Here is an 18,725-nt window from a genome sequence, read left to right as displayed (position 1 = left end):
TTTACTCTCTATTGCAACCAAACATGTAACACTGACATTAAGCGTTTGCTATCAACAGGTTTTGAGATAAAGTCATTCGCACCCACATCAATACATTTAACTCGCTCAGTTGCCATCGCTTTTGCAGTAACGGCTATTATAGGTACTGTTTGCCATTTATCGTTTTCCCGCATCTTTGCAATAGCTTCATAACCATCCATCACGGGCATCATGATGTCCATCATCACCAAGTCAAACTCTTGCTCTGTCATTAACTCTAGCGCTTCTGCGCCATTACATGCCTTGCTTACTTCAATTCCCTCTTTGTTTAACACCTTAGCTAAAGCAAAGGTATTGCGCATATCGTCATCAACTAGCAACACTTTTTTACCCTTTAAGCTATTAGTATTATGTTGATATTGATACAGCAGCTCCCTTTGCATCTCTGGCAACTCAGATTCTAAGCGATGCATAAATAATGTTGTTAATTGAATTAAATGGGCTTCTTGTGCATCTTCAGATACCACAAAATGTCCCTGATACGCCTTGAGTTGTTGGCTCAGGACTTCAGGCGATTGCGCGTTGTATAACAAAACTTTCGGTGGGATATCGTATTCTAATATGGCATCGAACAATTTCATCAGTTGCTCAGACCGAATACTGGTTACGTCGATTAAAATTAGATGGGGCTTAATCTCCTTGAATAGCTTACAAGCAGTGGTAATATCATGACAAGATTCAAGTGCGACGTTTTGCTGTTCAAACACCGTTTGTAACCGTTTCAGTTCAACCAATGACGCAATCATTAAAAGCTGCATAACATGCTGTTGATTTTCAACAGAGATCTGATTAGCAAGCCGCTCAATATCGTCGTCTTTCAATGGTTTATTCGTTATCCCTAAAGCACCAAGCTGAAGCACATTTTCAACATTTATTTCAAGCCCAGTGATGATTTCAACCGGTATTCTCATCGTTTCGGGGTGACGCTTTAACCTTTCTAGCAGACGAACGCCATCTTCGTCTGGCAGACCAACATCCAGTAAAATACCATCAGGTAACATAGACACAGCCAACTTGAAGCCATCCGCCGCACTGTGTGCTAGAGCTGAGTTAAAGCCTTGTTTAGCTACCATCTGTGCAATTATTTTCGCTAACTGAACATTATCCTCTATTACGAGTATTACTTTCTCTGCTTTAGAGGGCGCTTCAACAGATTGCTCTGTTTTAGTCATTCCTTCATTACTCTCTAAGACAGAACCAGCTTGCTTACCAGCTAGCATTGAAGTCGATTCCTCGCTTATCTTACGGGAGATATTTTCTAGATTATCTGACACAGATGAATGCGTTTGCTTTGACGAACGCATATCAACATTACTGGCGCTCCCATTAAATGGTAATATCAGCTTGAAAGTACTACCTTTACCAACTTCACTTTCAACAGATATCAGTCCCCCTAGCAACTCAGTCAACTGTCTTGAAATTGTCAGCCCCAGACCAGTACCACCAAACTTTCGACTAGTAGAGCCATCTTCTTGCTGAAAAGCCTCAAATATTAATGACAATTTAGACGTGCTAATCCCTATACCAGTATCTCTTACTGTAAACTCAAGCGCATCGCCCATATCCTCCAAGGTTATTTGCTCGGTACTAAGAGTGACTTTTCCTTCACTAGTAAACTTAATTGCATTACTCAACAAGTTTTTCAAAACTTGCTCTACACGCTTTCTATCAGAGTTGATAAGCGCTCCTTGGCAATGATCATTAATTTCGAAGTGAATATTTTTCCCATTTGCCACTGGAGTAAACATTCTTTTCATGTTTTCAAGCAGTAAGTTAACTGAAAATTCCTCTTTAATGATCTCCAACTTACCAGCTTCTATTTTTGATAAATCTAAGATTTCATTGATCAAACTGAGTAAGTCATTACCGCTTTGGTGAATAATGGTTGCAGATTCGACATCTTCGTCTGTTAGCTGCCCACTCTCATTGTTCATAAGCCCTTTTGCCAATAACAACAAACTGTTAAGTGGTGTACGTAACTCATGCGACATATTCGCTAGAAACTCGCTTTTATATTTGCTCGCAAGTTGAAGCTCATCGGCCCTTGCTTCGAGCTCAGCTTTCAAGGTGTTAAGTTTGAGATTTCGCTGCTCTAACTCTTCCTTTTTCTGTTCTAATTCAACGGTTTTCTGCTCTAAATCAACATTACTTTGCTCTAATTTATCTTGCTTTCGTTCTAAGTCCGCTTGGGTCGATTGAAGTGTTTGCGTTTGCTCTTCCAATAAACAGCTCTGCTTTTGCGTTTTTTCGAGTAGCTCATCCACCTTTTGCCGCGCTTGCAAAATATTCAGCATAACAGCAATAGACTCACTCGATTGAGCGAGAAACTCTTGAATGACCTCATCTTGCTTTTCGCTATATGCAATCTCAATAATACCTTTTAGATCTTCTTCAATTAACAATGGCAAAAAAATGATTTCCGTTGGCTGAGCTTTACCTAAGCCAGAACTGACCTCAATATAGCCTTCAGGTACAGGGCTAAAGGTCACTATTGTCTTTTCTTTCATGACTTGCCCAACTAACCCTTCGCCAACCTCAAATGTATGTGTCGACTGCTTCCTATTGTCAAAAGCATAGCTAGCTTGCAACTGGCACTTATCCTGTTCAACGAGATATATGCCGCCAACACATGCTTTTGTATATCTCGCAAGATAATGTATTGAAGCTTCAGCCAACAGAGCTGTTTTATCGATGCTACGCAGCTCAACATTTAGCTGATTTAGGCCATTTTTAATCCAGCTCTGGGCCCTATTCTCCATCTCGCTCCGTTGCAATGACTCAAGCATGTCACGCAACGCCGATGAGAGTCGATCTTTGGGTCCTCGCTGCTGTATATCAATATTATAATTATGCTTGGCTATCTGGTTTGCCTGCTGCTCAACTTGCTTAAAACTCAAACGCATATCCGACAACGTTTGAGCGATTAAATCTCGCTCGCTTCTTTGCGAAAACTCCACATCCAGCTCTCCTTGAGCCATCAGTTGTGCTTTAGCTAAAATCGCTTTGAGATTATCAGATACTGTATTTACGGCTGTGGACAATTCATGTAATTCGTCATTGCTTGATAGAGTAAGTCGTTCACCATCAAGGAACCCCTGAGCAAGCTCTTCTGATTTATGTTGAATTGCACCAATAGAGCGGGTGAGAAAACGTGAGAACCCCAGTGCAACAAAAAGAGATAGAAGTATTGCAACCAAGGTGGTTACCCAAATAATATTGAGGATGGCATTTTCAGCATCAAATAAAGCTGTCACATGCTCTTCTTCTTGAATAGACATCATCTGTTCGAGTTCATCGACCGTTAGATTAATATCATTTACTAAAGGGATTGCACGATTCGTTAAAATAAATTGCGCTTTGTTCCAGTTTTTTTTATTTCTTTCCGCCACTATGTTTTTTGCACTATCCACATATATATCTTTGAGGCGTAGAATATTCAACCACGATGCGGAACTGCTTATCGTTGATTGATAGCTAGTATCTATACTGTCAATAACACTGCTAAACTCACTCAGCTTGCTGTAAAGCTCTGACTCGCCACCATCAAAGTCACCAGAGAGATAATAGCCAAGTTGAGTTTCAATTAACGTCGTAATATAGCGAAGGTTAGCGAGTTGAATAGAAGCCTGTTGCGGCACTTTATTCGTGTTAATTAACGTTGACAGACTTTCTTGTAAGCTTTGAGAAGAGGGTTTAAAACTATTTGTAAATAAGTCTTTCGAGAGCGTATTTTCACGACTCCAAGCGATATTCTCGATTTCGTATTGGATCTCCCTAAACTGCTTCAGCTGTGCGTTCAATTCGTCGAGTGAAATAGCTATACGACCACTTAACTTCATTTCAGATAAACGTGCCGTTTGCCTATCAATAATCCGCCAAGACTTAGCTCTTTTTGCGATAAAATACTTGCTTTCAGTCTCTATATTCCCCAACAGCATATAACCACGTAGCAACGCGAGAGAAGTTTGTAATTCAGTTTCTATTACACCTAACGATCTGACCATTGGTAGCACATGATCAGAAAGGTACTCTCGCATCGTTTTTACATCTACCGTTTTTTGATAGATAAAAACCGAAGAAAATACCACTATCAATAAAATTGAAGAAAATGTAACGGTAAGTTTATGTGCCAGCTTCATTGATGTTCCCTTTGCTTTGTTCATCCAATACAGATAGGAATGTAGCCTCAGGCATTGGCTTATAAAACAAAAAGCCCTGATACATCTCAACACCAAGCTGAGTCAAAAAAGTAAATTGATCGCTATTCTCGACCCCTTCTGCAACCACCTTCAAATTCAACGCATGTGCCATATTGATGATGGCGGTAGCGATTGCCACATCGTCTTTACTGTGTGGTAAATCATCGACGAAGGATTTGTCGATCTTCAGCTTTTCTATAGGTAGCCTTTTTAAATACGCCAGTGAAGAATAGCCGGTGCCAAAGTCATCTATTGAGATGGTAATACCTCGGTCTTGAAACTCTTTTAAAATGAGCACAGCACTTTCAACATCATGTAGTATTGTTGATTCGGTTATTTCTAACTCAATGTGCTGCGACGAAATATTCCATTCATCCATAGTACTAAACATAAAGTCACATAATCGCGGGTCCAAAAACTGTTTCCCAGAGAGATTAAATGCAATTTGGATCGTTAAGCCGGCGTCATTACATTTAGCCAAGAAACAACATAATTGCCGAAAAAGTAACTTACCTAGACCAATGATTAGGCCTGACTGCTCAGCGATCGGAATAAAATCAGCGGGCGAAATAAATTGGTTATTTTGATTTCTCCACCTTACTAGAGCTTCTGCTCCTTGAATTGTTCCATAGGCATCAATTTTAGGTTGATAATAGAGCTCAAATTCATCGTGCTCGATGGCATGATGAATCGCTTCCTCTAGCTCTACTCTGTCTTTTAAAGATACCTGTTGCGTAGGTTTGAAGACTCGGACTCTATCACCATCTTGTTGAATTAGACCCGCTAATGCAATTTCAGCATCACGCAAAATATCATGTGAGTATCGATATACATGCGTATCAAAAACTAACGACGCAGAAAAGCTAATATGAAGCTTTTTTTCACCTGCTAATAAAGGCACCATCATCGTTTCCAATACTTCCTCATTCAGCCATAGCAACACCTCGTTTATAGGAGCAGGGTTTTCTATAACAAACGCTAGTTTATCGTTTGCTACTCTGGCTAAAGTGCTTTGAGGCTGTAGTACACTCGTAACTCTATTTGTAACTTCAACGGCCATGTGATCGCAAAAGTGGTGACCATAACTGTCACTGATCAATTTATAGCGATCGATAGAAATCAGCACCACAGCAAAGCTAGTAAGCTGCTTACTTTTCCTCGCTTGAATGTACATATCAAGCTTATCGAGAAAAGCCGAAGTATTTAGAGTTTGAGTCAGTGGATCCAGTACTTTGCGTTCAGTAATATCACTTATTGAACCGGCCATCCGGTAGGGCTTACCATTATCAAAACGTAAAGCGGAACCGCGCATCAACAACCACCTAAATGCGCCACTTTTATTTTGCATTCGACATTCATATTCAAAGTAGTCTGTCACTCCAGACAAATGTGCACGCAAGGCTCGTTTAAAACCAAGCATGTCATCGTCATGTAAGCGCGTTACAAATGTGGAAAAGTCTGGCTCTACTTCGCCCTCTTCTAGCCCTAATATCTGCTTCCATCTAGCGGAAAGGTAAATCTCATCTGTGGTAATAAACCAGTCCCACAGAGCATCATGTGCTCCTTTTGCTGCAAGCGCGAAGCGTTCATTTGCAACATCAACATCCTGCTTTAGTCTCTTAATAGTCAAAATGGTACCAATACGAGCCATTAGTACCTGAATGTTTATAGGTTTAGCTACAAAGTCGTTAGCTCCTAATTCTAAACATTTCACAACATTGTTAGTCTCATCATCACCGCTAATCATGACAACAGGTAGTGAAATAGCAGAGTGTTTTGCTCGTATAGAAGTAAGTACTTCGACCCCTGACCCATCGGGTAGACCAATATCCATCAGAACAATATCAAAACGATTTTTTGCCAGACAGTCATACGCCATAGCAACACTGTCTCCAGCGACAATCTGCTCAAATTCATATATTTTTAAGCATTCGACAATTAACTCTCGGCTTACGAGGTCATCATCAATAACTAAAATGCTCACTTTTTTGTAATCTGGCATAATCCTTCTAACATCCTTAATTCGTAATGCTCAGAGTGATCAACATTAGACTTGCGTTAAATTCACTTCCAATAGCCAGCTATTGGTGCGTAAACTCGCCTTGCCATCTCAAAAACTCCTTGGTTAGATAAGGAAATAATTTAATATACATTTAAAAACAATGAGTTAACTCATTCCTTACCCAATCCTAGGGTTAGTTATCTAACTTCCCGCGATTCTAACTTCAAAGATGAGCATATTGAGATCCCCAATACTATTATTAGAGATTAGTCTAAAAAGTGTATGTTGATAAATATTTAACCAACTAAGTCCGCAAGCTTTAACTGCTGATGAAAGAGTTGGTTGTCCTCTTTCCAATATAGATATGAACTATCTAACGATAGTTAAGTACATAGTATCTTTGTACGAGGGTGCTAATATCTCCGCCTCGAATGTAGAGGAAAAAGATAAAATACTTTGTGAAAATATTAGAAGTGAGTTTTAGTTAAAGGCTGTGATAGGGCCTGTTTATCCTGCAAGTTTGTTTTTGCAGCAGTTTGATTGGTATTTTACAAGACAGAGCCTGCGTAGCATAGCTATTCCATGTGAGTCAGGCGACAAAGACTTTGTAGGAGCACAAAGTTACCTTACCCCACATCCTTGTGGGGTAACACAGAAAAATGCCAATTTAGCGCAGTCTTTTGGGTTCACCTGAGTCCGCTTTGTTCATTGTTGCTCAACTTTTGCCTAGATTACTAGGCGGTAAGTCGAGTGTCGCGATCAATACACACTCAGGAGAACAAAAATCGAACAGAAAAGATGAACAGGCCCAAGAGAATAGTTCGAATGACATCAGCCTATTTGATTACATAGATCAGCATAATACTAGAGGCTACTTATCTCGCAATTTTTTAATAACCCTACTCCAGCGCCCTGTGTCACCAAGACAGCTAGAGCGGCTATTCATTAGCCTAAACTACGGTTAATTAAGCTTTACGCCAAGTTGTTTTGCCCGCGCTATCTTCTAACACAACGCCTAAAGCAGTTAGCGCATCACGCGCTTCATCCGCTGCAGCCCAATCTTTATTTTCACGAGCGCTGCGGCGCTTTTCAATCAATGCTTCGATTTGCGCTACTTCGTCGTCGTCTTGTTCGCCCTGTAAGAAAGATTCGGGGTCTTGCTGCGCAATACCTAAGACTTCCGCGAGTTTCACAAGAATAAACGCGTGCTCACCAGCAGCTTTTGCGTCACTATCTTTTAAGCGATTCACTTCTTTTGATAATTCAAAAATCACTGGCAGTGCTTCTGGCGTGTTGAAGTCGTCGTTCATTGCTGTCTCAAAACGTTCAGCGTAAGCATTACCTTTCAGTTCGACTTCCACTAGCTCAACGCCACGTAGCGCAGTGTAAATACGCTCAAGCGACGAACGTGCTTGTTCAAGGTTTTCTTGTGAGTAGTTTAGCTGGCTACGATAATGACCATTGATCAAGAAATAGCGTACTGTTTCTCTATCAAAGGCTTTTAGCACTTCACGTACGGTAAAGAAATTGCCAAGAGACTTAGACATTTTCTCTTTGTTAACTTGTACCATGCCGGTGTGGATCCAGGTGTTCACATAACGGCCGTTATTTGCGCAGCAAGATTGAGCGATCTCGTTTTCATGATGCGGGAATTGCAGATCTGAACCCCCACCGTGAATATCAAAAAATTCGCCCAAATGCTTTGAACTCATTGCACTACATTCAATGTGCCAACCTGGACGACCTTCACCCCACGGAGATTGCCACGCAGGCTCACCCGCTTTGGCTTTTTTCCACAATACAAAGTCGAGTGGATCATCTTTGTCTTGCGCTACTTCAACGCGCGCACCCGCTTGTAGCATTTCTAAATCTTGTTGAGATAACTGACCATATTGCTCAAACGTTGAAACATCAAACAATACATCCCCGTCCTTCGCAACGTAAGCATGGCCTTTTTCAATCAAGCGCACGATCATCTCGATGATTTCGTCCATATGCCCTGTTACCGTCGGCTCAATATCCGCAGGCAGCATATTCAACGCAGTAAAGTCTTCATGCATGGCTTTGGTCATGCGAACGGTTAGGTCATTAATCGACTCTTTGTTTTCCGCGGCGCGTTTAATGATTTTGTCATCCACGTCAGTAATATTACGCACATACGTGACGTCATAACCTAAATAACGTAAATAACGGTTCATTACGTCAAATGAAACGTAAGTGCGTGCGTGTCCTACATGACAGAAATCATAGATAGTGATACCACACACGTACATATCAACCTTGCCTTCTTTGAGCGGTTTAAAAGGGGCTTTTTGGCGAGTGAGTGTGTTGAAAATCTGCAACATGTAGTTTTCTTCCTAAGTACGGTTCATTTTTTAACAAAAGTGCTTTTAATCATACCACCTGCATAGCAGCGCCTCTAGATTTTAATAACGAATTACGGCAATTTTTTGATTTTTTACGCTGATTTTTAAGGAATGCTTTTTCACAAAAGCCCAGTTGATATAAAATAGGGTTTTATCATTCAACACGATGGACACTAACATGGTTGTTTTAGAAACAAATCACGGCGAAATCCGTATTAATCTTTTCGCTGACAAAGCGCCTGAAACGGTAGCTAACTTCCTAAACTACGTAAACAGCGAGTTTTATAACGGTACTATTTTCCACCGTGTAATCGACGGCTTTATGGTTCAAGGTGGCGGATTCGCATCGGGTATGGAACAAAAGCCAGTTGAAGCACCGATCAAAAACGAAGCAAACAACGGTGTTGCAAACAAAGTGGGTACCCTAGCAATGGCACGTACGCCAGATCCACACTCTGCAACTGCACAATTTTTTATCAATGTTAACGACAATGACTTCCTTAACTTCTCTAGCGAAACATCGCAAGGTTGGGGTTACTGTGTATTCGGTGAAGTTGTTGAGGGCATGGATGTAGTAAATAAGATTAAAGGTGTTGCGACTGGTTCTTCTGGTTTCCACCAAGACGTACCGCTTGAAGATGTGATCATCGAAAAAGCATACGTTGCTGAGTAATATCCTACTTTTTATTCAAGGCCAGTATTTATGCTGGCCTTATTAGTTTTGAGGTCCCATGGGTAAAACCTATTTTATCGCCGACTTGCATTTAACCGAGCACCGCACTGATATCACCGCCGCTTTTTTCGCTTTTCTCGACCATCATATGACCGCCGATGTCGACGCTTTATATATTCTGGGTGATTTTTTTGAAGTGTGGATTGGAGACGATGAAAAAGACCCCTACGCCCTGAGTATTGCACAAAAACTGCGAAGCTTGAGTCACCTTGGCATTCAAGTCTTTTTTATTCACGGTAACCGTGATTTTTTAATCAAACAAGCCTTTGCTGACGAATGCCGAATGACTTTGCTACCTGAACAAGCGGTGATAGATCTATACGGCACACCAACGGTGATTTTGCACGGCGACGAGATGTGTACACAAGACGAAGCCTATCAAAAGTTTCGTAAGAAGAGCCGCGGTTGGTGGTGGCCAAGACTGATGCTTGCTATGCCACTTTGGTATCGTCGCAGAGTCGCTGCAAATGCAAGACGTAAGAGTATTGAAAACCAAAAAGGCAAGCCCCTCGAGATTCTAGATGTCACCGAAGAAGCAGTGGCAGACATGTTCGCAAAACATGGCGTAGACAATATGATCCACGGCCACACCCACAGACCAAAGGTGCACACATACCAAGGCGGTAAGGTACGCACTGTGCTTGGCGATTGGTATTCACAAAGCTCATATATCGTCGTTGATGACAGTGGCAAACAGCAGCTCCTTTGCCACCCTTTTGAATAAATTTAGTGCTTAAATAGGCGCACCTGAGTGGAACTTGAAATCAAGGTCCTGTGAGCTGATAAGTTCGTTTTCCACTTGCTGAAATAGTTGAATGCGCCCAGCTACGTCACAGCGCTTAGGATCGGTTGCGTTGGCCACTTGATGCGCTAAATCAATATAGTCTTGGTAATGTCTGGCTTCTGAGCGCAATAGCGACACATAAAACTTAGCAATTTCTTGATCTAAGTGTGGTGCAAGTTTAGCGAAACGTTCACATGAACGAGCCTCAATGTAAGCACCAATGATCAGTTTATCAACCAGGGCTGCGGGTTCATAAGTGCGAATGTGTTTGATCATTCCAGACGCATAGCGAGATGCTTGTACGTACTCAACAGGAATATCACGTGCCCTTATGATTTCTAGCACCTGTTCAAAGTGATGTAGCTCTTCTTTGATAAGCCTCACCATCTTACTCAAAATATCTTGATTGTAAGCATATTCAGGTCGTGCAGTTAGCTCACCGATCAATTCATTTTTACTGCCTGAAAACTCGCCATCACCAACACTGCGATAAATAAAATCTTCGTAGGGTTGCAACCAACTTAACAATGTTTTTGCAGACGCATCATCTATTGCATATTTGCGAATTAAGAAGGCCGCACTTTGTGCCGCTTTTAACTCACAATGCATATGATCGATAAGCAACAATGGTAAGTGCTCGCTTTGTTTTGCTTTTTCAATCCAAGCTTGCGGGGTTTCACAGCCTAAAAATTGGTTAATAGGCGCAAGTAAATCTGTGTACTTTTCTAACATAACAACAAAAGACTAATGTGTTTGCGCCATTTTATCATAACTTCTCGCTGCAAGGTGCACCACAAGGCTATTCCCCAAGAAGTTTTAGATCATTCTGAAAATAGTAATATTGCTATTCAACTACATTTTCTTGACAAAAATTAACTCATCTCTCATAACTTAATTGAATTGTACAAAAATAGTACAAACCTATATTTGAGGGGCTAACTATGATCTTTAATCATCTATGGGGCTTATATGCTCACCCGCACGAAGAGTGGCAAACAATTGATAACCGTCACGAAAGCATGTTTTACAGTTTGTCACATATTGCACTTGTTGCGCTGATCCCAAGCATTATGGGGTATTATTCTTCGGTCTACTTAGGCTGGAGTGTTGGTACTGGGGATGCTGTCTATTTAACTCATGAGTCAGCAATATTAATTGGTGTTGCAATGTACTGCGCATTGATTGCAGGCGTCTTTATTCTGGCGTATCTCGCCCACTGGATGGCCATCACTTTTGGCTCAACACCTACCTATACACAGACTCTAGAGTTATCAGCTTACACGGCAACACCAATGTTTATGTCGGCTTTTGCGGCATTTTATCCTGAGCTTTGGTTTGTCGTATCGGTTGGGATGGTTGCACTGGCGTACTCCGTTTACCTGCTTTATACGGGCGTGCCTATTCTTATGCATATTCCTGAAGAGCGTGGGTTTATTTATGCCAGCTCGGTTGTGACTTGTGGCCTAGTGCTGTTAGTCATCATTCTTGCTGCAACCGCTATCTTGTGGACTAATGGCATAATTAGCCCTACGTTTACGTAACCTAAGGGCGAGATAAGAAATAGATTAATCTATTTCTGCTAACGCTAGTTGTATTTGGTTGGAAAATGAAAAGACAAATCTTTTCTTGGCTTTTATCCTAAATGATGAATAAAAACGGCGCTTGTTTAGCGCCGTTTTTATTTTGTAGGTCGAAACATAACATGGGGTTGTCGATATTTATCGATATTTACCTTACCAATATTTGTCGATACTTACCGATTTTTGTCGATATTTGTCGATATTTGTCGACATAAATGTCGACCTACTGTGCGAATACTTCGTCGGTTTTAGCGGCACAGATAAAATCGTTTTTATGAAGACCTTTAATAGAGTGGCTCCACCACGTTACCGTCACTTTACCCCATTCGGTAAGTAGACCTGGGTGATGGCCTTCTTCTTCAGCCATATCACCCACCTTGTTTGTGAACGCAATTGCTTGTTTAAAGTTTTTAAACTTGTAAACACGCTCAAGCTGCATAATACCATCGCGTACTTCAGGTACCCAATCAGGGATCTGTTTGATTAGAACCGCTAGTTCTTCATCTGATACTTTAGGCGCATCCGCACGACACGCTTCACATTTTTGTGCACTTAAATCAGACATTGATAATTCCTTAACTTGCTAGTTTTTCTTTTGGCGGAAACTTAGGTTCAAATAACCCTAGCTCTTTTGCTTGTTCAACCAGCGACATGATATCCATTTTAGAGATCTCAAATAAGTCGTTGATTGAGTTAATTGTATAGTAAACAGGTTGCATAATGTCGATGCGATAAGGTGTACGTAACACATCTAACACTTTAAGCGGATTAATTTCTGGTTTGTCGGAGTAAACATATTGAGTCTCACCTGGGCTTGATAGCACACCGCCACCATAGATACGTAGACCTTGCTCGGTTTGCATCAAACCGAATTCGACGGTAAACCAGTATAAGCGTGCAAGGTATACGCGATCTTTCTTCTCAGCGGCATAGCCTAGCTGACCATACTTGTGTGTAAACTCGGCGAATGCTGGATTCGTTAGCATTGCACAATGGCCAAAAATCTCATGGAAGATATCTGGTTCTTGCAAGTAATCAAATTCTTCTCTTGAGCGAATAAAGGTCGCTACAGGAAACTGTTTGTTGGCAAGTAATCGAAAGAACTCGTCAAAATCAATCAGTGCCGGCACTGGTGCTACCTGCCAACCCGTTTCTCTCGCCAGTGCTTCGTTTAACTCACTTAGTTGTGGAATGCGGTCTTTTGGTAAGTTAATTTTCTCAAGGCCCGCCAAATATTCATCACAGGCTTTGCCTTCGATACACGCTAGCTGACGTGCAACTAACTCCGACCAAATTTGATTCTCTTCATCTGTCCAAGCAATAACGCCATTTTCATCTGGCTGCTTAGATACATATTTACTTGCTTTAGCCATTTTACATTCTCACTTACTTCACCCCGAGTTTATGATCTTGCAATTTCAATTGCCGTCCTGTTGATGGTTCGGAGCGCTTCAACTTGTGACTTTGATACTAAGTAAAAGTGAAGGAAAGTTTAATAGTGAGCACGTTTATCACATTTCGCACAACAAGCACTTTCGTAAACTATAAAATACACACCTGTAAAGTTAAAATTACACACTTAATAAAAAAGGGCTAAACCCAGCCCCTTTGTAAAAATTAACTTACAGCTATATTTTATCAAACGCCTGCTTAAGATCGTCAATAATGTCTTCTACGTCTTCAAGCCCCACTGAAATCCGAATTAGTCCATCAGAAATTCCCGCAGCTAACCTTTCCTCTTGTGTATACGGGGAGTGTGTCATTGATGCTGGATGTTGAATGAGCGTTTCTGGGTCACCTAGACTTACCGCTAACGTACACAGCTCAGTCGCATTGATAAATTGTTCACCCTGCTCTAGCGAGCCGTTGATTTCAAAAGCAATTACCCCACCAGCTCCTTTCATTTGTTCACCAAGAAATTGGTAACCAGGATGCGAAGGTAAACCAGGGTAGTAGACTTTATTCACTTTAGGGTGCGCTTCTAGGAACTCTGCTACCGTTTGTGCGCTTTGACAGTGGCGTTGTACACGCAAAGCTAAGGTTTTCAACCCTCGATTGATTAACCAAGCATCATGCGGACTGATTGTAGCGCCAATGTCTTTTAACACGGTTAATTTGATAAGTTCTATGTGCTCTTTTGAACCGCACACGAGCCCTGCTACCACATCCCCATGACCATTTAGGTACTTGGTTGCACTATGCACAATAAGATCAGCACCATAATTCACAGGCTTTTGTAAAAGCGGCGTCATAAAGGTATTGTCAACGACAAACAAGAGCTCGTGCTGTTTAGCGATCTCCCCTAACATTTTCAGATCTAATACCGTCATGTTGGGGTTGATCGGCGTTTCGGCAAACAATAGTTTTGTATTTTCCTGTACCGCATCACGTAACGCTTGCTCATCGGTTAAGTCAACAAATGACACCTCAATACCGAATTTAGGCAACATATGCGCAAATAGTGCGAAGCTACAGCCATACAATGCGCTTGATGCAATCATATGGTCGCCTTGCTGTAAAAAGCTCAGCACCGATGCAGACACGGCCCCCATACCAGTGGCGGTCGCCGCAGCATCTTCCATTCCCTCAAGTCGGGCTACTTTTTCTTCTAGCTCTCGCGTCGTGGGGTTGCCTAAGCGAGTATAGATATAGCCGGGCTCTTCACCGGCGAACCGTGCGGCTCCTTGCGCTGCGTCTTTAAAGTGGAATGTTGAAGTTTGATACAAAGGAGCGGTTAACGCCCCATGTGGGTCGTCAAAATGATTGGGTCCGTGAATACACTGACTGTCATCTCTTAATTTTTTCATACTTGCCTGCTGATTTTATTATTGCCAACCAAATAAACATGGTAGTGAATTGATTAGCGTCGTTTTTGTGTAATAACCAATATGTAGGGCAGTTTAGAAAAATAGACAAGCATGCCAGATGGGGAGACGGCTAGTTCACTTGTTGTGACTAGCCTGTTTTACTTAAAGAGGTGTATAAAATTGTTGCCGTTTAATCTTTTTTGCTACGCCTTAGTAGCACATCAACGACTGAGCTAATCGCACTTTTCAAAAGGCTTTGTTTGTGCTCCAAACGTGGCAATGGTCGACAAAGTTCCATCGCCTTGTAGCCCAAACGGGCTGTGAATATCCCGGCACTTAGGCCCTGTGCCGAACGGGTAGAAAGCTTGCCAAGTAATTCAGCCCCCACACTGGTCGCAGCAAGGTCGCTTACCAGTTCACTTGCGCCAACAAATACCATTTGCTTCAACAACATTTTATATAAGGTGATGCGGCTGCGATACGCTAATCGAATACCATAATGTTTGCTGATCTTTTCTACCAGCACGACTCCGCGCCAAAGCACCGCCAGCATATCCACAAGTGCAAGTGGACTTAAAGCAACTAAGAGCGCCGATGTTGTCGCATGCTCTTGAATTAGCTTTTTAGCTTCAGCATCTTGGCCTCGGAGCAAGGTTTTTTCATATAAAGTGATGACTTCTTTGTCTGTGTGGTGAGGCTGTAATGCCTCTTCAAATGCGGCAACCTTTTGCTCTGGATGCGCTTTTAATAGTGGTGCAAGCCAAGCTCGCGCCTCGCCAATTTGGTCACTCTGTAATAAGCGCTGGGCATCATGCTTAATTTGCTGATGTTGTTTAAGCTTGCTAAGTGCGATGACTTCTGAAAATAAGAATTTAAATAGCGCCAATAAACCAAGAGACAACACGGTGGTGTATAGACTAAACAGCAGAATATTTTGCTCATAGCTCTCTATCAAGGTCAGTGCTGCTTCCACAATGATAAGTATTAATAGCGCAAGCAAAAAGCACTGCTTAAACCCAAATCGCCAAGGCGATTCGTAAATACGTTCAATTTTCGGTAACTCGGGTTCTGGCACAGTATCAAGGCTTTCACTCACAACCAGCTCATTGCCGAGAACTTTGCCTTCACCACCCAAATGTTGAGACTCATTTTGGCTTTCAGCGTCGATGTTTAAGCGCCTACCCGAACCTTGGTAAGATTTTGTCTGATCTGTCATCTTAATTTATCTCCAATTAAGAACTGCAAAGCATGATCAAGCCTGATATGCGATAAGTTTCCTTGCCTCGCAGGTAGCGGCTCAAACGCTAAAAACTCAAATCCATTTTGGGGCCAAGCCTGCGCTTTTGGAACGTGATCAGGCGGGTTTGGTGGCACATAATTAATAAACTGCTGCTCGCCGACTGGCTTGCCGTAGATACATTGCACATGTTGCATCTCCTCTTTCACCGCCCTTGACTCAACACTTCTCACCGAAGAAAGAGACATCGTATCCACAGTGACCCCGTTGAAGCGCAGCTCATTGGCACTGTCCACCAGCATTTCATTTAACAACCTTGTCAAATTGGTCTGCTGCTCGTTCAAGACGCCATCACATTTGTTGGCGGCAAATAGCACCTTATCTATTTTTGGGTTAAATAAACGAGACAAAAAGCCACTTTTACCATGAGAAAACATGGCGAGGATCTGCTTTAACGCAACTTCTTGCTCTTTCAGTGTGTCGTAGCCATCACTTAAGCTACCCAATAGATCAACTAACACGACTTGGCGGTCAAACTGGCAAAAGTAATCTTTGTAAAATGGCGCGATTACTTGCTTTTTATAGGCTTCAAAACGCTCCACAAGCTGTTGATATTGTGAATGCTCAGTAATGTCGTTTGGGTGAACTTGTACCGGGAAAAACAGCAATATTGGCGCTCCCTCAAGGTCACCCGGGATCAACGCTCGGCCAGGTTGCAAGTTAGATAAACGAGTGTCCCGCTGCAGCTGCGCTAAAAGCGCATGGTAACTTTGTGCAAGCATTTTCAGCTTACTTTCATCCACCGCTTCCGTCCCATCAAACTGCTCGAGGAGCTGTAAAAACGTTTGTGCAAATGGCTGATATTTTGGCTTATTTAATAATGCAAATTGCTGTTCACACCACTCGGGAAAAGTCATTTTAAGTAGCGGTAAGTCCATTAACCATTCACCTGGATAATCATATAGTTCAAGGTATAGTGTATGGGTTTGCGCTAAGTGCTGTTTGAGTCCACGTTCACTATGATACCTAAACGCTAGGGTTAAGGTATTGATACGTTTGGTCGACGCAGGCCATGTTGGCGGCTCTTCCAACAAACAAGTTATTGCTTGTTGATAGTCAAAAGTTGGTACCGCCAGCGCCTTCTGGGGCTCAGGGCGACACGCAACAAGACGACCTTCACTCACGACATCTAAAAACGGTAAGTTGTCGGTGCTCGTTTGAGTAGTCAGATGCTTGATAAGAGCCGTGATAAATGCGGTTTTTCCGCTGCCACTAAACCCGGTTACGGCAAGCTTGATATGCTTATCAAAAGAGCGGTGGAGCGTTTTTTTGGCTTGTTGTTTTAACTTATCTAAGGAAGATGGGGTTCGAAAACGTGACGTAGTCATAAGTAGAAAAGTGCCCCTCAAGAAAATGCCAAGGCGGCCAATACCGCCTTATAGCTTGTCAATTTCTCTGCTAACCGTAAATTCAGGGGAAGTTACGTAGCGTTCCATGTTCTGAATGCGACCATCAAGTCGTGATAATCTGTCTTTTAGGTCGTAAAGTGCCTGTCTTGGCGGCTCGCCTTTTTGCCACACCTTAAACTTCACCGATACTTTATCTTCATCTTTTGCATCAGGCGAACGGTTTGGTGTCACTTCACGTTTATCTAAAATAAACCAGCATGCCACATACACGACGATAAATAATGGACCACCTGATAATAGCACGGCCGTGATGAATAAGATCCTAACAAGCCATAACTCCATGTTGAAATAATCGCTAAGACCTGCGCATACTCCGGCTACCTTGCCGCGACTTGGGTCACGATATAGCTCTCGCTTTAGTCTACTCATAACTTGCGCCTCCATTGTGGTGACTCTTGATCAAGTAAAGCTTCTAACGTTTCAACACGATCTGCCATTTTTTCTGCCTTGCTGGCTAATTCGATAAGCTGACGATGCTCGTGTTCACTTAACCCTTGGCTTACTTGCTTTTTGCTACGGTAGTGCAAAATTAACCAAAGTGGTGCCACGATGACCATAAAAATAATCAACGGAGCCATCAAAACTTCTGCGTCAAACATAATCTTCTCCTGCCTTCAACCTAGCTGTTATTATTGTAGTTGGTTAGCACCTACCCTGACAGTAGGTGCGACTATTTTCACTTTTCAGCCATTTTCTTTTTCAGCTGTTCAAGCTCATCGTCAATCTTTTCGTTCTTTTGCAGATCAGCAATCTCATCCGCTAAAGATTTCTTACCTAGATCGTAAGATTCGATTTGTGACTCTAGGCCATCGATTTTGCTCTCATAACGCTCAAAGCGATTTAGGGCATCATCTACTTTACTGCTGTCTAGTGCCTTTTTCACCTCTAAACGAGATTCTGCTGAGCGCTGGCGTAGTACAATCGCTTTTTGGCGCGCTTTTGCGTCGGCCAGTTTATCTTGTAATGTACTGACTTCTTGCTGCAGCTTTTCAATGTGCGTGTCTACATGCTCTAGCTCTTTTTCAAGGGCTGCAACATCCTCCGCAGACTTTTGCTTTTCAAGTAAAGCAGCACGTGCTAAATCTTCACGTTCTTTACTTAGTGCAAGCTCTGCTTTGGTTTGCCAATCATCTACCTGTGCTTTTAGCTGATCTAGACGGCGTGTTAACTCCTTTTTCTCAGCGAGTGTTTTTGCTGAGGTCGATCTTACTTCGACTAGTGTATCTTCCATTTCTTGGATAATTAGGCGAACCATTTTTTCTGGATCTTCGGCTTTATCCAAAATAGCATTGATATTAGAATTCACTATGTCTGCAAAACGAGAAAAAATTCCCATAGTGGTTACCTCTTTGGTTAATAGCTAAATTGCTTACTTCTATGTATCAAATAGCTTGCCAACTTTAACAAAATTAAAAACACAATAAAATCATAAGGTTATTTTATTTTCAAAAAGCCTTTAGTTATCCCTTTTTTTGAAATACACTAGTTATTAGTAAAAACCACTAAGAG

At 41.9% G+C, this 18,725-nt stretch carries 15 protein-coding genes; 3 read left to right on the top strand and 12 right to left on the bottom strand.

The features are described from left to right. Positions 1–8: 8 nt before the first annotated feature. The 3 genes from EXT48_RS05125 to cysS all read right to left on the bottom strand — a co-directional run bounded on the left by EXT48_RS05125 (position 9) and on the right by cysS (position 8,585). Positions 9–4,178, bottom strand: a complete 4,170-nt coding sequence (locus tag EXT48_RS05125) for a response regulator (RefSeq protein ID WP_130163771.1) — start codon at positions 4,176–4,178, stop codon at positions 9–11. Continuing rightward, complete coding sequence (locus EXT48_RS05120) at positions 4,162–6,240, bottom strand: EAL domain-containing protein (protein ID WP_130163770.1); 2,079 nt, start codon at positions 6,238–6,240, stop codon at positions 4,162–4,164. The genes EXT48_RS05125 and EXT48_RS05120 overlap by 17 nt, the downstream gene beginning before the upstream one ends. Before the next feature lie 965 nt (positions 6,241–7,205). Next, positions 7,206–8,585: a cysteine--tRNA ligase gene (cysS, locus tag EXT48_RS05110; protein ID WP_130163769.1), complete on the bottom strand. Its 1,380-nt coding sequence runs from the start codon at positions 8,583–8,585 to the stop codon at positions 7,206–7,208. 199 nt (positions 8,586–8,784) lie between these two features. Between cysS and EXT48_RS05105 the strand changes: the two genes are divergently transcribed. Next, on the top strand, positions 8,785–9,279 hold the full coding sequence (locus EXT48_RS05105) for a peptidylprolyl isomerase (protein WP_010371206.1): 495 nt from the start codon (positions 8,785–8,787) through the stop codon (positions 9,277–9,279). A 58-nt stretch (positions 9,280–9,337) separates the two neighbouring features. Then, entirely contained in the window at positions 9,338–10,063 is a 726-nt protein-coding gene (locus EXT48_RS05100; protein ID WP_130163768.1) for a UDP-2,3-diacylglucosamine diphosphatase, read from the top strand. Between the two features lie 9 nt (positions 10,064–10,072). On the opposite strand, the gene EXT48_RS05095 is transcribed toward EXT48_RS05100, so the two are convergent. Next, complete coding sequence (locus tag EXT48_RS05095) at positions 10,073–10,855, bottom strand: tRNA-(ms[2]io[6]A)-hydroxylase (RefSeq protein ID WP_130163767.1); 783 nt, start codon at positions 10,853–10,855, stop codon at positions 10,073–10,075. 209 nt (positions 10,856–11,064) lie between these two features. Between EXT48_RS05095 and EXT48_RS05090 the strand changes: the two genes are divergently transcribed. Next, entirely contained in the window at positions 11,065–11,664 is a 600-nt protein-coding gene (locus EXT48_RS05090) for a Yip1 family protein (protein ID WP_010606742.1), read from the top strand. Positions 11,665–11,926: 262 nt separating this feature from the next. Here EXT48_RS05090 and EXT48_RS05085 read toward each other — a convergent pair whose 3' ends face one another. From EXT48_RS05085 to pspA, 8 genes are all read right to left on the bottom strand, one after another. Then, complete coding sequence (locus EXT48_RS05085) at positions 11,927–12,268, bottom strand: 4a-hydroxytetrahydrobiopterin dehydratase (protein ID WP_017216111.1); 342 nt, start codon at positions 12,266–12,268, stop codon at positions 11,927–11,929. 10 nt (positions 12,269–12,278) lie between these two features. Continuing rightward, on the bottom strand, positions 12,279–13,076 hold the full coding sequence (gene phhA, locus EXT48_RS05080) for a phenylalanine 4-monooxygenase (RefSeq protein WP_045989993.1): 798 nt from the start codon (positions 13,074–13,076) through the stop codon (positions 12,279–12,281). 255 nt (positions 13,077–13,331) lie between these two features. Continuing rightward, positions 13,332–14,510, bottom strand: coding sequence for a PLP-dependent aspartate aminotransferase family protein (locus tag EXT48_RS05075; RefSeq protein WP_010606739.1), 1,179 nt, complete (start codon positions 14,508–14,510; stop codon positions 13,332–13,334). A gap of 190 nt (positions 14,511–14,700) precedes the next feature. Next, positions 14,701–15,726 (bottom strand): TIGR01620 family protein, encoded by a 1,026-nt coding sequence (locus tag EXT48_RS05070; RefSeq protein ID WP_130163766.1) that lies wholly within the window; start codon positions 15,724–15,726, stop codon positions 14,701–14,703. Beyond that, entirely contained in the window at positions 15,723–17,135 is a 1,413-nt protein-coding gene (locus tag EXT48_RS05065; RefSeq protein ID WP_130163765.1) for a YcjX family protein, read from the bottom strand. The genes EXT48_RS05070 and EXT48_RS05065 overlap by 4 nt, the downstream gene beginning before the upstream one ends. Before the next feature lie 48 nt (positions 17,136–17,183). Beyond that, the gene (gene pspC / locus EXT48_RS05060) at positions 17,184–17,585 is read right to left on the bottom strand and encodes an envelope stress response membrane protein PspC (RefSeq protein WP_010371193.1); all 402 of its coding nucleotides are present in this window, start codon (positions 17,583–17,585) and stop codon (positions 17,184–17,186) included. Further along, the gene (gene pspB, locus EXT48_RS05055) at positions 17,582–17,815 is read right to left on the bottom strand and encodes an envelope stress response membrane protein PspB (protein WP_010371190.1); all 234 of its coding nucleotides are present in this window, start codon (positions 17,813–17,815) and stop codon (positions 17,582–17,584) included. Before pspB ends, pspC begins: the two co-directional genes overlap by 4 nt. Before the next feature lie 77 nt (positions 17,816–17,892). Then, positions 17,893–18,552 carry a phage shock protein PspA gene (gene pspA / locus EXT48_RS05050; RefSeq protein ID WP_010371188.1) on the bottom strand — a complete coding sequence of 220 codons (660 nt, stop codon included), beginning with the start codon at positions 18,550–18,552 and terminating at the stop codon, positions 17,893–17,895. Positions 18,553–18,725: the final 173 nt, after the last annotated feature.

This window comes from Pseudoalteromonas sp. CO348 (assembly GCF_004208845.1).
GTDB classification, from domain to species: Bacteria; Pseudomonadota; Gammaproteobacteria; order Enterobacterales; family Alteromonadaceae; genus Pseudoalteromonas; species Pseudoalteromonas maricaloris.
Note: the sequence above shows the minus strand (reverse complement) of the source record. Positions and strands in the feature narration are given on the sequence as shown.

What these genes read in the sequence shown, in the direction of transcription:
- EXT48_RS05125 (WP_130163771.1), bottom strand. Translation starts at nt 4,178, where the DNA reads ATGAAGCTGGCACATAAACTTACCGTTACATTTTCTTCAATTTTATTG.
- EXT48_RS05120 (WP_130163770.1), bottom strand. Translation starts at nt 6,240, where the DNA reads ATGCCAGATTACAAAAAAGTGAGCATTTTAGTTATTGATGATGACCTC.
- cysS (WP_130163769.1), bottom strand. Translation starts at nt 8,585, where the DNA reads ATGTTGCAGATTTTCAACACACTCACTCGCCAAAAAGCCCCTTTTAAA.
- EXT48_RS05105 (WP_010371206.1), top strand. Translation starts at nt 8,785, where the DNA reads ATGGTTGTTTTAGAAACAAATCACGGCGAAATCCGTATTAATCTTTTC.
- EXT48_RS05100 (WP_130163768.1), top strand. Translation starts at nt 9,338, where the DNA reads ATGGGTAAAACCTATTTTATCGCCGACTTGCATTTAACCGAGCACCGC.
- EXT48_RS05095 (WP_130163767.1), bottom strand. Translation starts at nt 10,855, where the DNA reads ATGTTAGAAAAGTACACAGATTTACTTGCGCCTATTAACCAATTTTTA.
- EXT48_RS05090 (WP_010606742.1), top strand. Translation starts at nt 11,065, where the DNA reads ATGATCTTTAATCATCTATGGGGCTTATATGCTCACCCGCACGAAGAG.
- EXT48_RS05085 (WP_017216111.1), bottom strand. Translation starts at nt 12,268, where the DNA reads ATGTCTGATTTAAGTGCACAAAAATGTGAAGCGTGTCGTGCGGATGCG.
- phhA (WP_045989993.1), bottom strand. Translation starts at nt 13,076, where the DNA reads ATGGCTAAAGCAAGTAAATATGTATCTAAGCAGCCAGATGAAAATGGC.
- EXT48_RS05075 (WP_010606739.1), bottom strand. Translation starts at nt 14,510, where the DNA reads ATGAAAAAATTAAGAGATGACAGTCAGTGTATTCACGGACCCAATCAT.
- EXT48_RS05070 (WP_130163766.1), bottom strand. Translation starts at nt 15,726, where the DNA reads ATGACAGATCAGACAAAATCTTACCAAGGTTCGGGTAGGCGCTTAAAC.
- EXT48_RS05065 (WP_130163765.1), bottom strand. Translation starts at nt 17,135, where the DNA reads ATGACTACGTCACGTTTTCGAACCCCATCTTCCTTAGATAAGTTAAAA.
- pspC (WP_010371193.1), bottom strand. Translation starts at nt 17,585, where the DNA reads ATGAGTAGACTAAAGCGAGAGCTATATCGTGACCCAAGTCGCGGCAAG.
- pspB (WP_010371190.1), bottom strand. Translation starts at nt 17,815, where the DNA reads ATGTTTGACGCAGAAGTTTTGATGGCTCCGTTGATTATTTTTATGGTC.
- pspA (WP_010371188.1), bottom strand. Translation starts at nt 18,552, where the DNA reads ATGGGAATTTTTTCTCGTTTTGCAGACATAGTGAATTCTAATATCAAT.